General features: G+C 63.2%; 18 protein-coding genes. 8 read left to right on the top strand and 10 right to left on the bottom strand.

Going from position 1 to position 18,684, the window contains the following annotated elements:
- Positions 1-85: 85 nt before the first annotated feature.
- Together DGA31_RS30500 and DGA31_RS20445 are read right to left on the bottom strand one after the other, a co-directional pair.
- Positions 86-220: a hypothetical protein gene (locus tag DGA31_RS30500; protein WP_277749404.1), complete on the bottom strand. Its 135-nt coding sequence runs from the start codon at positions 218-220 to the stop codon at positions 86-88.
- Between the two features lie 164 nt (positions 221-384).
- Entirely contained in the window at positions 385-1,140 is a 756-nt protein-coding gene (locus DGA31_RS20445) for an NRDE family protein (RefSeq protein ID WP_109513775.1), read from the bottom strand.
- A 127-nt stretch (positions 1,141-1,267) separates the two neighbouring features.
- Between DGA31_RS20445 and lgt the strand changes: the two genes are divergently transcribed.
- Positions 1,268-2,080, top strand: coding sequence for a prolipoprotein diacylglyceryl transferase (lgt, locus tag DGA31_RS20440; protein WP_056840455.1), 813 nt, complete (start codon positions 1,268-1,270; stop codon positions 2,078-2,080).
- Between the two features lie 51 nt (positions 2,081-2,131).
- The gene (locus DGA31_RS20435; RefSeq protein WP_109513774.1) at positions 2,132-3,103 is read left to right on the top strand and encodes a thymidylate synthase; all 972 of its coding nucleotides are present in this window, start codon (positions 2,132-2,134) and stop codon (positions 3,101-3,103) included.
- On the opposite strand, the gene pdxR is transcribed toward DGA31_RS20435, so the two are convergent.
- A complete protein-coding gene (pdxR, locus tag DGA31_RS20430; protein WP_109513773.1) occupies positions 3,100-4,500 on the bottom strand; it encodes a MocR-like pyridoxine biosynthesis transcription factor PdxR in 1,401 nt (466 codons plus the stop codon). The two genes, DGA31_RS20435 and pdxR, sit on opposite strands and share 4 nt — an antisense overlap.
- Before the next feature lie 86 nt (positions 4,501-4,586).
- On the opposite strand from pdxR, the gene DGA31_RS20425 reads away from it, so the two are divergent.
- The 3 genes from DGA31_RS20425 to DGA31_RS20415 are packed head-to-tail and all read left to right on the top strand — an operon-like array spanning position 4,587 to position 6,109.
- On the top strand, positions 4,587-5,033 hold the full coding sequence (locus DGA31_RS20425) for a GNAT family N-acetyltransferase (RefSeq protein WP_109513772.1): 447 nt from the start codon (positions 4,587-4,589) through the stop codon (positions 5,031-5,033).
- On the top strand, positions 5,030-5,650 hold the full coding sequence (locus DGA31_RS20420; RefSeq protein WP_109513771.1) for an FMN-dependent NADH-azoreductase: 621 nt from the start codon (positions 5,030-5,032) through the stop codon (positions 5,648-5,650). The genes DGA31_RS20425 and DGA31_RS20420 overlap by 4 nt, the downstream gene beginning before the upstream one ends.
- A 27-nt stretch (positions 5,651-5,677) precedes the next feature.
- Positions 5,678-6,109: a carboxymuconolactone decarboxylase family protein gene (locus tag DGA31_RS20415; RefSeq protein ID WP_109513770.1), complete on the top strand. Its 432-nt coding sequence runs from the start codon at positions 5,678-5,680 to the stop codon at positions 6,107-6,109.
- A gap of 134 nt (positions 6,110-6,243) precedes the next feature.
- Here the strand turns inward: DGA31_RS20415 and DGA31_RS20410 are convergent, their stop codons facing one another.
- The 5 genes from DGA31_RS20410 to DGA31_RS20390 form a co-directional block, all read right to left on the bottom strand.
- The gene (locus DGA31_RS20410) at positions 6,244-6,969 is read right to left on the bottom strand and encodes a hypothetical protein (protein ID WP_109513769.1); all 726 of its coding nucleotides are present in this window, start codon (positions 6,967-6,969) and stop codon (positions 6,244-6,246) included.
- Positions 6,970-7,262: 293 nt separating this feature from the next.
- Positions 7,263-8,006 (bottom strand): L-cystine ABC transporter ATP-binding protein TcyN, encoded by a 744-nt coding sequence (gene tcyN / locus DGA31_RS20405; RefSeq protein ID WP_109513768.1) that lies wholly within the window; start codon positions 8,004-8,006, stop codon positions 7,263-7,265.
- Between the two features lie 3 nt (positions 8,007-8,009).
- The gene (gene tcyL, locus DGA31_RS20400; protein WP_056840463.1) at positions 8,010-8,678 is read right to left on the bottom strand and encodes a cystine ABC transporter permease; all 669 of its coding nucleotides are present in this window, start codon (positions 8,676-8,678) and stop codon (positions 8,010-8,012) included.
- On the bottom strand, positions 8,675-9,472 hold the full coding sequence (tcyJ, locus tag DGA31_RS20395) for a cystine ABC transporter substrate-binding protein (RefSeq protein WP_056840464.1): 798 nt from the start codon (positions 9,470-9,472) through the stop codon (positions 8,675-8,677). Before tcyJ ends, tcyL begins: the two co-directional genes overlap by 4 nt.
- Positions 9,473-9,673: 201 nt before the next feature.
- Entirely contained in the window at positions 9,674-10,672 is a 999-nt protein-coding gene (locus tag DGA31_RS20390; protein ID WP_109513767.1) for a D-cysteine desulfhydrase, read from the bottom strand.
- 200 nt (positions 10,673-10,872) lie between these two features.
- On the opposite strand from DGA31_RS20390, the gene epsC reads away from it, so the two are divergent.
- Together epsC and betT are read left to right on the top strand one after the other, a co-directional pair.
- On the top strand, positions 10,873-11,826 hold the full coding sequence (gene epsC / locus DGA31_RS20385) for a serine O-acetyltransferase EpsC (protein WP_109513766.1): 954 nt from the start codon (positions 10,873-10,875) through the stop codon (positions 11,824-11,826).
- A 564-nt stretch (positions 11,827-12,390) separates the two neighbouring features.
- Complete coding sequence (gene betT / locus DGA31_RS20380) at positions 12,391-14,346, top strand: choline transporter BetT (protein ID WP_161959212.1); 1,956 nt, start codon at positions 12,391-12,393, stop codon at positions 14,344-14,346.
- 18 nt (positions 14,347-14,364) lie between these two features.
- On the opposite strand, the gene DGA31_RS20375 is transcribed toward betT, so the two are convergent.
- On the bottom strand, positions 14,365-15,102 hold the full coding sequence (locus DGA31_RS20375) for an SDR family oxidoreductase (RefSeq protein ID WP_109513764.1): 738 nt from the start codon (positions 15,100-15,102) through the stop codon (positions 14,365-14,367).
- Positions 15,103-15,147: 45 nt separating this feature from the next.
- Positions 15,148-16,194: a LacI family DNA-binding transcriptional regulator gene (locus DGA31_RS20370; RefSeq protein WP_109513763.1), complete on the bottom strand. Its 1,047-nt coding sequence runs from the start codon at positions 16,192-16,194 to the stop codon at positions 15,148-15,150.
- 217 nt (positions 16,195-16,411) lie between these two features.
- Here DGA31_RS20370 and DGA31_RS20365 point away from each other — a divergent pair, with 217 nt between their 5' ends.
- The gene (locus DGA31_RS20365; RefSeq protein ID WP_109513762.1) at positions 16,412-18,682 is read left to right on the top strand and encodes a TonB-dependent receptor; all 2,271 of its coding nucleotides are present in this window, start codon (positions 16,412-16,414) and stop codon (positions 18,680-18,682) included.
- Positions 18,683-18,684: the final 2 nt, after the last annotated feature.

Genomic DNA, 18,684 nt, shown 5'->3' with positions numbered 1-18,684 from the left:
GACCGAGTGCGCAGCGCTCGCAGAAATTGTGTAGACGCTGAAAATTTACGACTGCTAACGCACTCGGTCGCGGGCAAGCGCGCTCCTACCCGATACGTATATTCAGCGCGACCTCGCCCGATTGCACCCCCTGCACCCCGAAGCTGCGTTCGACCAGGCGCTGGCGTCCGTCGGCCTCGACGATCAGGACGGTGCTGGCCCATGTGCCGTAATTGCTCAACCCGGGGTCCGTGAAAGGGCACTGACACGCCCTTGTGGGGCTCGGTAGGAGCGCGCTTGCCCGCGATCGAGTGCGCAGCGCTCGCAGAAATTGTGTAGACGCTGAAAATTTACGACTGCTAACGCAGCCGGTCGCGGTGGTCCGGCATTCCGGCAAGCGCGCTCCTACCCGATACGTATATTCAGCGCGACCTCGCCCGATTGCACCCCCTGCACCCCGAAACTGCGTTCGACCAGGCGCTGGCGTCCGTCGGCCTCGACGATCAGGACGGTGCTGGCCCGTGTGCCGTAATGTGCGCTGGCAATGAACACGCTCGACAGCAAGGTCTCGGTCGCCAGGCCCACCCCGGTATCGGGCAGATCGCCCACGGCGACCGGTTCGCCATCGCTCAACAACGCCAGCAGGGCCGGGGGGTGCGGGTCAGACAGGTGGGCGGCCAGCCCGGCCCTGGCCTTGCGCAGCTTGGGCCAGGGCGTGTCGAGTCCGGCATTGGACAGTCCATATACACCTTCTTCCAGGCGCTGTGGTGCCGGTTGCCGCGAGCCCAAGTAATACAGCGCACCGGAATCACCCACCAGAAGATTGAAACCCGTGTACTCATGTGCTCGATCCGCCACCTCGGCCATATACACCTCGGGCGACTGCTCGCCGGTCAGAAACCCCGCCACCAGCTCACCCCGCGAACGCAGCCCCGGCGTTTGTCCAGGCTGGCGAATATTGGTCAGCGCCGCAAAGCGTCCGTTCGTGGTGACGCCCAGCCAGGTGCCACCGGCCTCCAGGTCGCGCCCGGCATACACTTGCGGCGCATCCGGCCATGGCGCCAGCGCTTGCGTGGGGCGGGCGTAAAACTCGTCACGATTGGCCGCTACGATCAACGGTTGTGAGTGGCCGGGGCGCCAGGCGAATACGATCAGACACATGCGGTGCTCCTTTGGAAGATGAAACTGTAACGATCTTCGGTCGGTCTCGGCTAGAGCCCCACGCCCCGCTCCGGTAACATGCGCCGCTGATCACGTTGCCGCAAAGGCATCCCATTAAGGAGTCGCAATGCTGCCTTACCCGCAGATTGACCCGGTAGCGGTTTCCCTCGGCCCGCTGCAGATCCACTGGTACGGGCTGATGTACCTGGTCGGCATCGGAGGCGCCTGGTGGCTGGCCTCGCGCCGGCTGAACAGCTTTGATCCGACCTGGACCAAGGAAAAACTTTCCGACCTGATCTTCTGGCTGGCCATGGGCGTCATCGTCGGTGGGCGGCTGGGCTATGTGCTGTTCTACGACCTGTCCAATTACCTGGCCAACCCGTTATTGATTTTCGAGGTCTGGAAAGGCGGCATGGCCTTCCATGGCGGTTTTGTCGGCGTGATGATCGCTGCCTGGTGGTTCGGGCGGCGCAACGGCAAGAGCTTTTTCCAGATCATGGATTTCGTCGCCCCGCTGGTGCCGATCGGCCTGGGTGCGGGCCGCATCGGCAACTTTATCAATGCCGAACTGTGGGGCAAGCCGACCGACGTGCCGTGGGCCATGATCTTTCCGCCGTTCAGCGACCCGGCCCAGCTGGCGCGCCATCCTTCGCAGCTGTACCAGTTTGCTCTGGAAGGCGTGGCACTGTTCATCATCCTCAACCTGTTCGCGCGCAAGCCGCGCCCGACCATGGCCGTGTCTGGCATGTTCGCGCTGTTCTACGGGATCTTCCGCTTTGTCGTCGAGTTCGTGCGCGTGCCCGACGCACAACTGGGCTACCTGGCCTGGGGCTGGGTCACCATGGGCCAGATCCTCAGCCTGCCGATGATCATCGCCGGCCTGCTGCTCATCTGGCTGGCCTACAAGCGCGCCCCGAATGCCCACAAGGCAGCGGTTTAATTCTGAAACGCCGGGTGCGAGCCTGGCGGGTTCAACGATACAGGTAATGAAATGAAGCAATATCTGGAACTGGTCGCCCATGTGATCAAGCACGGGACCTTGCAGGCCAACCGCACCGGGGTGAACACCATCAGTTTCCCCGGCGCCATGTTGCGCTATGACCTGCAGGAAGGCTTTCCGGCCATCACCACCCGGCGCCTGGCGTTCAAATCAGCCATCGGCGAGATGGTCGGCTTCTTGCGCGGCGTCAACAACGCCGCTGAATTCCGTGCCCTGGGCTGCAAGGTCTGGGACCAGAACGCCAACGAGAATACCCACTGGCTGAACAACCCGTTCCGCCAGGGTGAAGACGACCTGGGCGAAATCTACGGCGTGCAATGGCGCAAGTGGCCGGCCTACAAGCGCATTCCGGCCAGCAACCAGGCGGCTATCGAGCAGACCCTGGCCCAGGGCTACCGGCAGATCGCCGAGGCCGAAGAAGACGGTCAGGCGTTCGTGGTGCTGTACAAGGCCATCGACCAGATCCGCCAGTGCGTCGACACCATCATCAACGACCCCGGCAGCCGGCGCATTCTGTTCCACGGCTGGAACTGCGCGCAGCTCGATGAAATGGCCTTGCCGCCGTGTCATTTGCTGTACCAGCTGCACCCCAATCCGCAGACCCGGGAAATCTCCCTGACCCTGTACATCCGCTCCAACGACCTGGGTCTGGGCACGCCGTTCAACCTCACCGAGGGTGCAGCGCTGCTGAGCCTGATCGGGCGCCTGACCGGCTACACACCGCGCTGGTTCACCTACTTCATCGGCGATGCCCATGTGTATGAAAACCATCTGGACATGCTCAACGAGCAGATGACCCGTGAGCCGTTCCCGGCGCCGAAGCTGGTCATTTCCGACCGTGTGCCGGACTTTGCCAAGACCGGTGTCTATCAGCCCGAGTGGCTGGAGCTGATCGAACCTTCGGACTTCAGCCTGGAAGGCTATCAGCATCATGCGCCACTGACGGCGCCCATGGCTGTTTAAAGACAGCCTGCCAACCGCTGCGCCAGTGCCGACGCCTGTTCGGCACGGGTGACATTGGTAAAGCCCATCACCAACCCCTGCCGGGGCGTCTCTTGCAGATACCATTGCGACAGCGGCTCTATCGAGAGGCCCTGGGCTCTGGCACGCCGGGCTATTTCGACGTCGTCACCTTCTGGCAGGCCGGCCAGCACATGCATGCCGCCGGCCTGCGGATTGAGGTCCAGGCGCTCGCCAAAGGCCTGTTGCAAGGCCTCGACCAGCCAGTGACGGCGGTGTGCGTAAAGCTGGCGCATCCTGTTCAGGTGCCGGGCAAAATGTCCCTCGTTGAGAAACGCCGTGACCGTGGCTTGCAGCAACTGCGGGCAATGGTTGTGCAGCCGGTCGGCCTGGCAGGCGAAGGCCTGGTTCTGTTCGGCCGGCACCACCAGGTAGGCCAGGCGCAGGCCGGGAAACAGCACCTTGCTGAAGGTGCCGGTGTACAGCACACGGCCTTGCTGGTCGAGGCTCTTGAGTGCAGGCAACGGCCTACCCTGGTAGCGGTATTCGCTGTCGTAGTCATCCTCGATGATCCAGCGCTGGTTGCGGCCGGCCCAGTCCAGCAGGGCCAGGCGGCGCGGCAACGACAGCGACACACCCAGCGGGCTCTGGTGGGTCGGGGTGACCACGGCAAAGCGGGCATCCGGTGCACGCTGAATGCCTTGGGCCACGTCCAGGCCCTGGTCGTCCACCGGCACCGGCACCAGGTGCATGCCGGCGTGCTGCAAGGCATTGCGGGCCATGAAATAGCCCGGCTCCTCGAACCAGCAGCGGTCATCGGGTTGCATCAGCGTGTGGACGATCAGGTCCAGGCAGGCGCGGTAGCCGGCGCAGACGAACACCTGTTCGGCCCGGCAGGTGATACCGCGTGAAATCCCCAGATAAGTGGCGATGGCCGCCCGCAGCGGTGCATGGCCTTGCGGGTCGGGATAGACCAGCCCTTCAAGCCCGGCCTGGCGCAGTTGACGCCCGGCCAGGCGGGTCCACAGCTTGCGCGGAAAGGCATCCAGCGCCGGCAGGCCCATCTGCAAGGCCTGCGGCAGTGCACCGCGATGGCTGGACGTGAAGGGCGCTGCCGGCTCCGGCAACGGCACGGCGCCTGTAGCAAGGGCCGGCAAATGTGGTGTGACCACCGTACCGGCCGCACCACGGGCAATCAGGTAGCCTTCAGCTATTAACAACTGGTAAGCCGCCTCCACGGTGCCGCGCGCCAGGTTCAGTTCCGCCGCCAGCGCACGCACGGCCGGCACCCGGTCGCCAGGACGCAGGCGGCCGTCGGCAATGGACTCGCGAAAACGTTGGTACAGCTGGCGGTAGATCGGTGAGGTCTGGCTGCGATCCGGAATGAAGGGCGTCAACATGGCCTGGTCATTTATGTGTTTTTTGGCCCTGTAGCTTAGGTCATCGGCCGCCTAAAGTGAGCCCTCTCTTCACGGCGGCTCACCCCATGGCCTATACCTTTCTGCACCTCGACGACCGATCCGGCCTGGCGGCCAGTTTCGAGCTGATGCGCGTCCTGCGCCCGCATCTGGCCTGCACCGAGGCCTATACCGCGCAACTGCTGCGCCAGACCGGCCAGGGGTATCGCCTGTTGGCCGTGCGCGACGGTAAAACCACCGTTGGCCTGGCCGGCTACCGTGAGTTGGAAAACCTGTTGTATGGCCGCTTCATCTATGTCGACGACCTGGTCATCAGTCCCGACCTGCAGCGCAGCGGCCTGGGTGCGCAGTTGCTGGAGGCCGTGCGCAGCGAGGCGTGTCGTCGGGGTTGCCAGCACCTGGTGCTGGACACCGGACTGCACATGCCGCTGGCCCAGCGTTTCTATTTTCGCCAGGGCCTGCTGGCCCGTGGCATGCACTTCACCCAGGGCCTGAACGACGGGAGCGCAGTATGAAAAACGTCCTGCTGATCAATGCCAGCCCCCAAGGCGAGGCTTCCCATGCTTACCGGCTGGCTTTGGAGCTGATAAGCGCCTTGCGCCAGCGGCAACCGGTGCTGGCGCTGGTCGAGCGCGATCTGGGTGCCCGGCCATTGCCGCCGTTGACCGGTGAGTATGCCCGCGCCCTGACCACGGTCACCCCGTTCGACGCGCCGGTGTTCGAGGTGTCCGAGGCGCTGATCAATGAGCTGCAACGCTGCGATGTGCTGCTGATCGCCACGCCGATGCATAACTTCACCGTGCCTGCCGCGCTCAAGCTGTGGATCGATTATGTGCTGCGCATTCAGCGCACCTTCAGCGCAGGTCCCGAGGGCAAGACCGGCCTGCTGTGCGACCGGCCGACCTACGTGCTGGCGGGGTCCGGTGGCTTTCATCAGGGCGTGCGGGCGCGGCAGCCTGATTTCCTCACGTCCTACCTGCGCCATGTGCTCAACACCCTGGGCGTGTTCGACCTGCACTTCAGCTATTTGCAGGGCCTGGTGTTCGGTGATGAAGCCGTCAACAGCGCGCTGGCCGAGGCGCGTACCCGGCTGGCCCTGGAGCCGTTGTTTGGCGCGCTCGCCTGTTCCTGAACCTTTATTTTTCATAGGAGATTCACCATGAGCCAACTCAGACTGCCGTTTTCCTCCCTGTCGCCGGCCGCCTATCAAGGCCTGCTGGCCACCAACAAGGCGCTGGTCGAAGGCGCGCTGGAATTGCCGCTGCTGGAGCTGGTGTTCCTGCGGGTGTCACAAATCAACGGCTGCGCGTTTTGCCTGGGCAAGCATGCGCAAACCCTGCGCGAGTGCGACGTGCCGCAGGCAAAGCTCGACTGCCTGGCCGGCTGGCGGATCAGCGAACTGTTCGATGCGCGTGAGCGGGCGGCACTGGCCTGGGCCGAGTCGCTCACGCACATCAGTGAACAAGGGGCGCCCGATGAGCTGTACGAGCCCTTGCAGGCGCACTTTTCTGCTGCCCAGATCAGTGACCTGACCCTGGCAGTGTCATTGATGAATGCATTCAACCGGCTGGCGGTGGGCATGAAACTTTAGGCGCCATTCCGTCAGGCCGGGTAATAACGGTATTCAGGGTTATAAGTAATAAGGCCCCTGTGTTCGTGTGTGTCGATAGGCCATGTTTATTGTTGAAAACTGGCGAATCGCTACATTTAACAACGGCCCGCCGCTCACACTTCAGATTCCAGAAGTTGAATATTCAGTGCGCGCGAAGGTGCCCAGTACGAGTGATTGCCGACCCGGTCAATAATGCAGTAAGTGATTTCCGGTGGCTGGGTTTCGATGGCTTCGCGAATCAGGGCAGGGGGAATCACCAGGTCGATGGGGTTGTCGATATCCTCTTCGCGCAGCGGTGGCAGGTCCAGCCGCAAGTCGCCCCAGCGCAGGGTGATTTCGTCGTGGGTGGCCATGTTCAGGTATGGCTCGATGGTCAGTGGCAGGCCGCTCTCCAGATGCCTGGGCGTCAGGCCGCGCCGGGCCACGCAGGGCGATAGCGACAGCGGCGCCAGGCCCTGGTTTTCTTCCTCGCTGGAGCCCGGCAGTTGCCCGCCAGGTGCATCCAGCTTGACCCAGAGCTTGTGGCACAGCGAAGTGAGGGGCGTACCGCCGATCTTCATCACCCGGTAGTAGGTTCGGGCCTTGCCGTTTTGCAGGAAGCTTTCAGGCACCCGCAAGGCCACCGAGTGCTGCATATCGTCGCGGCTCAGGACGGCGGAGGCGACATAACAGCCGTCCCAGAACAGCTCGATCAGGTCGCCTTCATCCATCGCCTCGTAGGCCGGAATCTGCACGGTCAGCTGCGGCGCGGCAAGCAGGCCGACGCCATGTCGGCAGGCCATGGGAATAACGGGGGCAGGCAGTTTTGCCTGGGGGGTGGTGCAGGAAGTGTGACTCATGTCCGGATACTCGCTCGTTTCAAGTCATGCAACTAAAAAGGCACAGGCGGACCAGCCCCAGTCACGAGCGTAGTCGCCGGTCGATAAATAACAGGGCGTGCAAACGTGGCACAAAACTCAATGAACTCGTTTGGGCGTCGAACTTTTTTCTTTCTGAGCTAATGAGTTTTAGTTGGGGCTGTCAATAAGTCGACGGGCGGGTAAAGCATGAAATGAGCGAATCAGAAAATTCCTACACTTATTGATAGAGGCTGTTTACCTGACAGTAAGCAGCCCTCCTACCGGATGCGGGATCAGGAACGACTGCGCTCCAGAAACTGGCGCGTGCGTGCCTGGGTGGGATTGGCGAACAGGGCCTTGGCTTCGCCCTGCTCGACAATGACTCCCTTGTCGATGAACACCACACGATTGGCCACATCACGGGCAAAGCTCATCTCGTGGGTGACGATGACCATGGTGCGCTGTTCGGCGGCCAGGTCGCGGATGGTGTTGAGCACTTCGCCGACCCGTTCAGGGTCCAGCGCCGAAGTCGGCTCATCGAACAGAATCACCTGCGGCTCCATTGCCAGGGCCCTGGCAATCGCCACCCGCTGCTGCTGGCCGCCGGACAGACGCCTGGGGTAGGCATCTTCCTTGCCGGCCAGGCCCACCTTGGCCAGCAATTGCCGGCCCAGGGCGATGGCCTTTTCACGCGCCACCTTCTTGACCACCACCGGCCCCTCGATGACGTTTTCCAGGGCGGTGCGGTGCGGGAACAGGTTGAAGTTCTGGAACACGAACCCCACCTGCTGGCGCAACTGGCGGATCAGATCCTGTTGCTTGCCCAGGGGACGGTTGCCGTCGATGCGGATATCACCGACCTGCAGGGTGCCGCCGGACGGTTCTTCGAGCAGGTTCAGGCAGCGCAACAAGGTGGTCTTGCCCGAGCCACTGGGGCCGATAATGGCGACCACCTCGCCGGCTTCGACACGCAGGTCGATGCCCTTGAGCACCGGGTTGCCCTTGAAGTCCTTGGTCAGGCCCTTGATTTCGATCATGCATCAGGACTCCTGTTCATGACGGTTGACCCGGGCTTCGAGACGGTTCTGGAAGTGCGAGAGCAGGGTGGCCAGCACCCAGTAGATCAGCGCCGCGGCCAGGTACATGGTGAAGATCTCGAAGGTGCGCGCGGTGATCAGTTGCGCCTGGCGGAACAGCTCCGGCACCTGGATGGTCGCGGCCAGCGCGGTGTCCTTGACCAGCGAAATGAAGCTGTTGCCCAGCGGTGGCAGGGCGGTGCGTGCTGCCTGCGGCAGGATCGCCCGGCGCATGGCCTGCCAGCGGGTCATGCCGATGCTGGCAGCCGCCTCCCATTGCCCGCGGTCCACCGAGCCGATGGCGGCGCGCAGGATTTCACAGGCGTAGGCGGCCATGTTCAGCGAGAAACCGATCAGCGCCGCCGGCAGCGGGTCCAGCTCCAGGCCCAGCTGCGGCAGACCGTAGTAGATCAGGAACAACTGCACCAGCAAGGGCGTGCCGCGAAAGAATGACACGTAGAGCCGCGCCGTCCAGTTCACCAGCTTCGACCGCGACAGGCGCATCAGCGCGAGGGCAAAGCCCAGCAGCAGGCCGAAGAACATGCCGCCCAGGCTGAGTACGACGGTGTAGTAAGCGCCCTTGAGCAGAAAGGGCGCCGACTCGATGACGAGATTGAGGCTCTCCTGAATCATTGGGTCACGTCAGCGCCGAAGTATTTCTCTGACAGCTTTTTCAGCGTGCCGTCGGCGCGCAGCTTGGCCAGCGCCTCGTCGATGGCCGCCAGCAGCTCGGGCTCACCCTTGCGCAGGGCGATACCGGACGCCTGGCGCGAGAAGGCCTCACCCGCTGCGACCAGTTTGTCTTTGGTCTTTTGCTGCATTTCCAGGGCCGCGAGACGGTCAACCAGAATGACGTCGATACGGCCTACGCTCAGGTCCTGGATCTTGGTCGGATCGTCGTCATAGGTTTTGATAATGGCGCCTGGCACGTTCTCCTTGAGCCATTGCTCATAGTTGGTGCCCAGGCCCAGGCCCACTTTCTTGCCGGCCAGGTCCTGGGCGGTCTTGATCGAGGCGGCGGTGTCTTTTCTGGTCATGGCCTGGATGCCGGACACGGTGTAGGGCGTGGAGAAGTCGTACTTCTTCTTGCGCTCTTCGGAAATGGTCACCTGGTTGACCACGACGTCCAGGCGCTTCGATTCCAGCGCGGCAAGAATGCCGTCCCACTTGCTCGGCTGCACCTTGGCCTTGACCCCCAGTTCCTTGGCCAGCGCTTCGGCCAGCTCGACCTCGAAGCCTGTGAGCTTGCCGTTTTCATCGACGAAGCTGAAGGGTGGATAGGTGCCTTCCAGGCCCACGTTCAACGTGCCGCTGTCCTTGATTTTCTGCAGTTGCTCACCGGCCATAGCCTGGCCGGCAAGGCCGGTGCCGAGCGCCAGGCTCAGGGCGGAAAACAGGACGGTACGGCGGATAGCGGAAATGTTCATGCGAGCCCCTTGATGAATGCACGTGTCGATCAGAATTGAGACTTCTTACAAACGGACGAAGTGCCGAACCTGTAAAGATTTGTTCGGCACCCCTTCGTGTGGCGCGCACTATAGAAGGTGTTTTTTATAAATAAAAATAACTAAAAATGTTTTTTTATTTCGTTATTGCATAAAGGTCGTGTAGCGCTCTGGCCTGCGCCCTCAGCCGGAAAACAGCTGTGGATAAGCAAACAGTGCCGGCGCGCCGCCCGTATGGACAAAGACAATCGGGCCTTCGTCGAAGCGCTGCCGACCGATGCCGTCGAGCAGGCCGGCCATGGCCTTGCCGGTATAGACCGGGTCCAGCAACAGGCCTTCCTGGCCGGCCACCAGCCGGATCGCTGCCAGGGTGCCGGCATTGGGCTCGCCGTAACGGGGCGCGTAGTACTCGTCCCACAGATTGATCTTCAAGGGTTCCGGCACGGCGATGTCCAGCAGGGCGGCGGTGCTTTCGGCCAGGCGCCGGACCTTGGGTAACTGGTCTTCCTCACTGCGCGACACGGTCACCCCGATCAATGGCAACGCCGGTTGCCGCTCGGCCAGGGCCAGCGCCAGACCGCTGTGGGTGCCGGCGCTGCCGGAGGCGACCACCACGGCCGCAAAGGGCACGCCGATCTGTTCGATCTGATCGGCCAGCTCCAGGCCTGCGCGAACATACCCCAGGGCGCCGACCGGGCTGGAGCCGCCGATGGGCACGGTATAGGGCTTTTTGCCGTTGCTCTGCAGGCGCGCGGCCAGCGCCTGCAATTGTTCGTCGGCGTTGTCGAGGTTTTCGACCAGCTCCACTTTGGCATCGAACAGTTCCAGCAACAGGCGGTTGCCGTTGTGCAGGTAGTCGGGGTCTTCGCTGGCGATGGGGTTTTCCAGCAGGGCCACGCAGCCCAGGCCCAGGCGGGCGGCCAGGGCGGCGGTCTGGCGTACGTGATTGGACTGGATGGCACCGGCGGTGATCAGCGTGTCGGCGCCTTGTGCCTGCGCATCGGCGGCCAGGTATTCGAGCTTGCGCACCTTGTTGCCGCCCAGGGCCAGGGTGGTGGTGTCGTCACGCTTGACATAGATGTCGCGCCCGACCCAGGCCGACAGGCGTTCGAGCTTTTCCAGTGGGGTAGGGGCGCCGATCAGGTCCAGGCGCGGAAAACGGGCAAGCTGTTTATTGAGCATGTGGATAAAGGCGTTCCTGTGGAGAATCACTCGACTATAGGCACAGGTTTGGTACACGGCAACCGGTGCAGGCTTATGCCGTTGTCGTCCGGGTCTTGCGCAAACGGGTATTTTTTCAACGCATTTGTTTGCCGTAGAGTAGAAGGCAGGCGGCCGCATCAACGCGATCGCGTTCCCTTGACGACCCAGGAGAGTTCAGCGTGAGCGATATCCCACAAGGCACTGGCGACGGCCGCTCCAGCCACTGGCAACTGCAGCGTATCGTCGGCCAGTTGCGCGAGGCGCGTGACGACTGGCGCACCCGTAACCGGCGGGTCAGCGGCGAACATGGCGGGCGCGAACTGCCGTCGCGTGCGGCCATGAGCGACATCATCGAGGCGCTGACCGGGGCGCTGTTTCCCATGCGCCTGGGGCCGGTGGACCTGCGCGAAGAAAGCGAGGACTTCTACGTCGGCCATACCCTGGATGTCGCCCTCAACGCCCTGCTGGCCCAGGCGCGACTGGAACTGCGATACGTGGCCCAGCAGCAGGGCACGCCGGTCGAAGGCATCGACCAGCGAGCGCTGCAGATCATCCAGGACTTTGCCATTGCCCTGCCGGGTATTCGCCGGCTGCTCGACACCGATGTGCTGGCCGCCTATCAGGGTGACCCGGCAGCGCGCAGTGTCGACGAGGTGCTGCTGTGCTATCCGGGCATCCTGGCGATCATCCATCATCGCCTGGCGCACCACCTGTACCGTGCCGGCCTGCCGCTGCTGGCGCGTATCAGCGCGGAAATCGCCCACTCCGACACCGGCATCGACCTGCACCCCGGCGCGCAGATCGGCCCGAGCTTCTTCATCGACCACGGCACCGGCGTGGTGATCGGCGAAACCGCGATCATTGGCGAGCGGGTGCGCATCTATCAGGCCGTGACCCTGGGCGCCAAGCGCTTTCCGGCCGATGAGAACGGCAACCTGCACAAGGGCCAGGCCCGTCACCCGATCGTCGAGGACGATGTGGTGATCTACGCCGGTGCGACCATCCTGGGGCGCATCACCATCGGCAAGGGCTCGACCATCGGCGGCAACGTCTGGCTGACCCGCAGCGTGCCGGCCGGCAGCAACCTGACCCAGGCCAATCTGCTGCAGACCGACGACGGCACCCAGAAGTAAAGCGCACCCCGCCCGCGCTCAGACCCCTCCGGCTGTAGGAGCGCGCTTGCCCGCGACCGGCTGCGTTAGCAGTCGTAAAATTTCAGCGTTTCGCAGATTCTGTAGGAGCGCGTTTACCCGCGACCGGCTGCGCAGCAGTCGTAAAATTTCAGCGTTTCCAAGATTTTGCAGGAGCACGCTTGCCGGAATGCCGGACCACCGCGACCGGCTGCGCAGCAGTCGTAAATTTTCAGCGTTTTCGAGATTTCTGCGAGCGCTACGCACTCGGTCGCGGGCAAGCGCGCTCCTACAGCGGCTCTGTAATCACCGTGCCATCAGGGAACGATCCGTTCGTCGTGCACGTCTTACGCCTGTTCCAACCCCCGACACACCGCCTGCGATTCGTCATCACGGGCGCTTTCATGTTTAAATTGAACGTTCAATCAATCTTGAACGGTGGTCCGCTGCCCGCTCCCAAAAGGAGGCAATGCCCTTGTCCTGCCCATGTCTGACCCGTGTTTTACGGACGCTGGAGGCGTATCACGCATGAATACCCTCACCCCTGCCGGTAATGGCCCGGTGCGCATGAATGCGCCGGTGTTCTATTTTGCGGCCAGTTTCATCCTCATTTTCGGCCTCATCGTCATCAGCTTTCCCGAGGCCAGTGGCCAATGGTTGCTGGCGGCGCAGACCTGGGCGGCCGAAACCGTCGGCTGGTACTACATGCTGGTCATGACGCTGTATCTGGTCTTCGTGGTGGTCACCGCCTTGTCTGGCTACGGCAAGATCAAGCTCGGTGCCGACCACGACGAGCCCGAATTCAGCTACCTGTCCTGGGCCGGCATGCTGTTCGCCGCCGGCATCAGCATCACGCTGTTCTTCTTCTGCGTATCCGAACCCCTGACCCACATGCTGCAACCGCCGCAAGGCGAGGCTGGCACGGTTGACTCGGCGCGCCAGGCCATGCAGTTGCTGTTCCTGCACTGGGGCCTGCATGGCTGGGGCGTGTTTGCCTTTGTCGGCATGGCGCTGGCCTATTTCGCCTACCGGCATAACCTGCCGCTGGCCTTGCGCTCGGCGCTGTACCCGCTGATCGGCAAGCGCATCAATGGCCCGATCGGTTATGCCGTCGACGGCTTCGGTATCATCGCCACCATCTTCGGCCTGGGTGCCGACATGGGCTTTGGCGTGCTGCATCTCAATTCCGGCCTGGACTACCTGTTCGGCGTGGCCCACACCCAGTGGGTGCAGGTCGGGCTGATCACCCTGATGATGGGCGCCGCCATCGTGGTAGCGGTCTCCGGCGTCGACAAGGGCGTGCGGGTCATGTCCGACATCAACATGCTGCTGGCCTGTGCACTGCTGCTGTTCGTGCTGTTCGCCGGTCCCACCCAGCACCTGCTCAACACCCTGGTGCAGAACATCGGCGACTACCTGGGCGCGCTGCCGTCCAAGAGCTTCGACGTCTACGCCTACAAGAGTGTCGACGGCTGGCTGGGCGGCTGGACCGTGTTCTACTGGGCCTGGTGGATTGCCTGGGCGCCGTTCGTGGGCCTGTTCATCGCCCGCATTTCGCGAGGTCGCACCATCCGCGAGTTCGTTTTCGGCGTGCTGCTGATCCCGTTGGGTTTCACCCTGGCGTGGATGTCGATCTTCGGTAACAGCGCCATTTACCAAGTGCTGGAAAACGGCATGACCGCGCTGGGCCAGTCGGCCATCGACGACCCGTCCATGACCCTGTACCTGCTGCTGGAAACCTACCCCTGGAGCAAGACGGTCATTGCCGTGACCGTGTTCATCAGCTTTGTGTTCTTCGTCACCTCGGCCGACTCCGGCACCGTGGTGCTTTCGACCCTGTCGGCCAAGGGCGGCAATGCTGATGAAGACGGCCCGAAATGGCTGCGCGTCTTCTGGGGTGCGGCCACGGCACTGGTGACCAGCGGCCTGCTGTTCTCCGGCAGCATCGATGCGCTCAAGTCGGCGGTGGTGCTGACCTCGCTGCCGTTCTCGCTGATCCTGCTGCTGATGATGTGGGGGCTGCACAAGGCGTTCTATCTGGAGTCGCAGCGGCAACTGGCGCAGTTGTATTCCCTGGCCCCGGCCTCGGGTGCCCGGCGTGGCGGCTGGCGCCAGCGCCTGAGCCAGGCGGTGCATTACCCGTCGCGCGACGAGGTGTACCGCTTCCTCGACCAGACCGTACGCCCGGCCATCGACGAGGTGACGGCCGTGTTCGTCGAGAAGGGCCTGGTCGTGAACAACGTGCCGGACCCGGCCAACGACTCGGTGACCCTGGAAATCGGCCACGGCGAAGAGCGTCCTTTCATCTACCAGGTGCAGATGAAAGGCTTCTTCACTCCGTCCTTCGCCCGTGGCGGCATGGGCTCCAAGCAATTGAACAACCGCCGCTACTACCGCGCCGAGGTGCACCTGAGCGAAGGCAGCCAGGACTACGACCTGGTCGGCTACACCAAGGAGCAGGTGATCAACGACGTGCTCGACCAGTACGAACGCCACATGCAGTTCCTGCATCTGGTGCGGTAGGACGGTAGGCGCAGATGGTCACGCCAGGCCGCCATTGGCGCGCAGGACCTGGCCGTTGACCCAGCCTGCATCGGGACCGGCCAGGAAGGCCACGACGCTGGCGATGTCGTCGGGCTGGCCGAGGCGTTGCAGCGGCGGCAGGCTGGCGAAATGCTGGATCTGTTCTTCGGTCTTGCCGTTGAGGAACAGTTCGGTGGCCACCGGCCCCGGCGCCACGGCATTGACCGTGATGCTGCGCCCGCGCAGTTCCTTGGCGAATACCGGGGTCATGGCTTCCACGGCGGCCTTGCTGGCGTTGTAGATGGCGTAGCCCGGCAGGCTCAGGGCGAGGGCGGTGGTCGAGAAATTGATGATCCGCCCACCGTCGTTCAAGCGCCGGCCGGCTTCGCGCAGGGTGTTGAACACGCCCCGGGTATTGACCGCAAAGGTCTGCTCGAACAACTCGTCGCTGGTGTCGAGCAGTGGCGTGGTCTTGAGGATCCCGGCGTTGTTGACCAGCACATCGACCTGGCCCAGGTGGTGCTCGGTGGCGTCGAACAATCGGCGCACATCGGCGGTGCTGGCGACGTCGGCCTTGATCGCAATCGCATCGTGACCCTGGCCCATCAGTTCGGCCACCAGGGTGTCGGCTTCGTCGGCGCTGTGGGCGTAGTTGATCACCACGGCAAAGCCGTCGGCGGCCAGGCGCCGGGCGATCTGTGCGCCGATGCCGCGTGATGCGCCCGTGACGATAGCGACTTTGCGAGGTCGGGTCATGGCGTTTCTCCTGTCAGAAATGAGGGGCTACCTCATCTTAGAGCGCTATGTGCTTTCCCGTTCCATCAACTGGCACTCCAGCAGGTTCAAGCGCTGCAGCTCACCCTCCAGCGGCAACACGCCCAGGCTTTGCAGCAGTCGCTGCGCCGCCAGCACGCCGATCTCCAGCGCCGGCGGCTTGATGGTGCTCAGGCTGGGCAACAGCATTTCGGCAAAGGCGTAGTCGCCAAAGCCCATCACCGCACAGTCCTGCGGGATCGACAGGCCGGCGCGCTGACCGGCCAGCAGGCCGCCGGCGGCCAGGTTGTCGTTGGCAAAGAAAATCGCATCCGGGCGCTGCACCCCGCTCATCAAGTGCTGCATGGCTTGCTTGCCGGCCTCGAACGGCGCCAGTCCCGGGTCCGGGGCGAAGACCCACGGCTCAAGCCCCAGCGTCCTCAACGTATCGGCATAACCGTCACGCCGCTCCAGGGCGCTGAAGTCGCTGACCACGCTGTTCTGCACAAAGGCGATGCGCCGGTAGCCCTTGCCATGCAGGTAGCGCGCTGCCGTGACACCGACCTGGTAATGCGAAAAGCCGATCTGGATCGGCTGGCGCTGCGGCTGGTAATCCCAGGTTTCGATCACCGGCATGTCGGCCTGCTCGATCATCTTCTGCGTCGCGGCGGTATGAAAGTGGCTGGTCAGCACCAGGGCGGCCGGCGACCAGCCGAGAAAAGCCCGCACCGCGCTTTCTTCCTGCTCGGCCGAGAAATAACTGGAGGCCAGCAGCAACTGGAAACCGTGCTGGCTCAAGGTGTCGCTGAAGCCCTGGATCGTATTGGCGAAAATCGGCCCGGAGATGTTCGGGATCACCATCGCCACCACCTTGCTGCGCGCCGAGGCCAGGCCGCCGGCGACCAGGTTGGGCACATAACCCAGATCAGCCACGACCGTGGCGATGCGTTCGCGCAGCTCGGGTGAGACCTGTTCGGGCTGATTGAAGTAGCGCGAAACGGTGATCGCCGAAACACCCACGGCCTTGGCCACCGCAGTGAGCGTGACGCGACCAACGCTGCGGCGTTTACGTGTTATCGGGGGTTGCTCTGCCATGCCGACGTGATCCGCATAAAAGAAAAAGGAATATAAAAGTAATTTTTCAGTATTGGACGCTCTATGGTCCCGTTTCTGATACTGGCGATGTTAGCGCTAACGTCCTGGTTTGTCTGCTACTCGCTCGTGCGAATGCCAACGCCCCGTTTAGCCACATAAAAACCGTCAATACGTGGGGTATTGACGACATTCGCTACTTTTTCAGGCAGGCACACAGATGCGCACGACACTGGGCAGCGGCACTGGACACACACCTCTGGCAACCGCCATCGAACAGGCCACCAAGGCGCGGGCAGGTCGTTGCGCCTGGCTGCTGATGGGCCTGGCAAGCTGGCCGCTGATGCCGGGGGCCGCATTCGCCGACACAGCGCGCAGCGCCTCCGAAGCACCGGTGCTCAATGCCGTGACGGTGACGGCCACGCGCCGCGAAGAATCGCTGCAAAAGGTGCCGGTGGCGGTCTCGGTGGTCGAGGGCGAACAGTTGGAGCGCGACAACCGCAACGGCGTGGCCAGCCTGGTTCAGCAAGTGCCGAGCCTGAACTTTCGTACCGGTGCGTCGAACAAGGACACCTCGCTGTTCGTTCGCGGTGTCGGCACCATTTCCACTTCGCCGGGCGTCGAACCGACCGTGGCCACGGTCATCGATGGCGTGGTGCTCGGCCGGCCGGGGCAGGCGACCCTCGACCTGCTGGACCTTGAGCGCATTGAAGTGCTGCGCGGCCCGCAAGGCACGCTGTTCGGCAAGAACGCCTCGGCCGGCGTGCTCAACGTGGTGACCAAGGCCCCGACCGAAGCCACTCATGGCTACATCGACCAGTCCTGGTACAGCGGCCATGAAAGCCGCACGCGCTTCGGCCTCGGCGGCAGCCTGATCCCCGATACGCTCAAGGGCTCGGTCACCACCCTGTTCGGCAGCTACGACGGCAACGTCGACAACCAGGCCAATGGTCACGAGGTCAACGGCTATAACCGCAAGGGCGTGCGCGGCAAACTGCAATTCACCCCCAGCGACGAGGTGACCTTCACCCTGGCCGCCGACTACATGCAAAGCCATGACGACGCGCCCAATGGCGTGGTCAGCCAGGCACTGACGCCGGCGTTCGCCAGTGCCCTGGCCCCGGTGCGCGCCGGCAGCGACAACCGCGACGTGGTCAGCGATTACCGCAGCCATGTCGAGGACGTGAATAAAGGATTGTCCGGGCAACTGGACTGGCAACTGGGCGACCACACCCTGACGTCGATCACCGCCTGGCGCGGCTGGGACAACACCCAGTACCAGGACGGCGACCGCTTGGCTGCCATTACCACGGCGTTTCCCGGCACCGAAGACAAGGGCAAGCTGGACTACAACCAGTACTCTCAGGAGCTGCGCCTGGCCTCGCCCAAGGGCGGCTTTGTCGAGTACGTCGGCGGGCTGTTCTACATGCGCGGCAAGAGCGATGAAACCTACCAGCGCACGCTGATCACCCCGACCGCCCGTGAGCAGGGCGTGGCCGACTACAGCACCACCAGCGAGAACTATGCGGTGTTCGGCGAGAGCACCTTCAACCTGACCCCGGACCTGCGCGCCATCGCCGGGCTGCGCTGGAGCCACGATGACTTGGAGTATGACCATCGCCGCGTCTCGACCTCGTCCACCACGGTCAGCGGTATCCAGCCGGCCACCCGCAGCACAGGATCGGTCGACGAAGACGGCAAGTCCGGGCGCCTGGGGCTGCAATATGACCTGAGCGATACCGTGACCAGCTACGTCACTTATTCGCGCGGCTACAAGGGCCCGGCCTATAACGTGTTCTTCAACATGCAGCCACGCGACACCGAGGCCCTGAAGCCGGAAACCTCCAACACTTGGGAAGCGGGGATCAAGGCCAGCGCCTGGAACAACCGCCTGACCACCAATCTGGCGGTGTTCCACAGCGAGTACGACAACTACCAGGCCAACTTCTTCGACAGCGTCGCCGGCCAGGTGGTGACGCGCCTGATCAACGCCGGCAGCGTGAAGACCCAGGGCGTCGAACTCGACTACGCCTTGCAGGTGACTTCGCAGTTCAAGGTCTCCGGCGCGCTGGCCTACACCCAGGCGCGCATCGACAGCTTCGCCTGCCCGGCCGGGGCGGCGGCTTCATGCAATGTCGATGGCAAGACCCTGCCGTACAGCCCGGACTGGAAAAGCTATGTGCGTGCCGACTACAGCATCCCGCTGGACAACGGCCTGGATATCGAACTGAGCAGCGACTACAGCTGGCAGAGCGAGGTGCAGTACGACATCAGCCAGAACCCCGACACCCGGCAGGGCGCCTACGGTATCTGGAACGCCAGCATGGCCCTGGCTGACTACGACGCCGGCTGGCGCGTGGCCTTGCTGGGCAAGAATCTGGCCGATAAGTCCTACTCGCCGATGCTCGCCACCGGTGGCAACTACATCTACCGCGCCGTGCCGCGTGACGACGAGCGCTATTTCGGCGTGCAACTGCGCAAGGACTTCTGACC

It is taken from the genome of Pseudomonas ovata (genome assembly GCF_003131185.1).
Lineage (GTDB): Bacteria > Pseudomonadota > Gammaproteobacteria > Pseudomonadales > Pseudomonadaceae > Aquipseudomonas > Aquipseudomonas ovata.
This window is presented reverse-complemented; position numbering and strand designations above follow the sequence as displayed.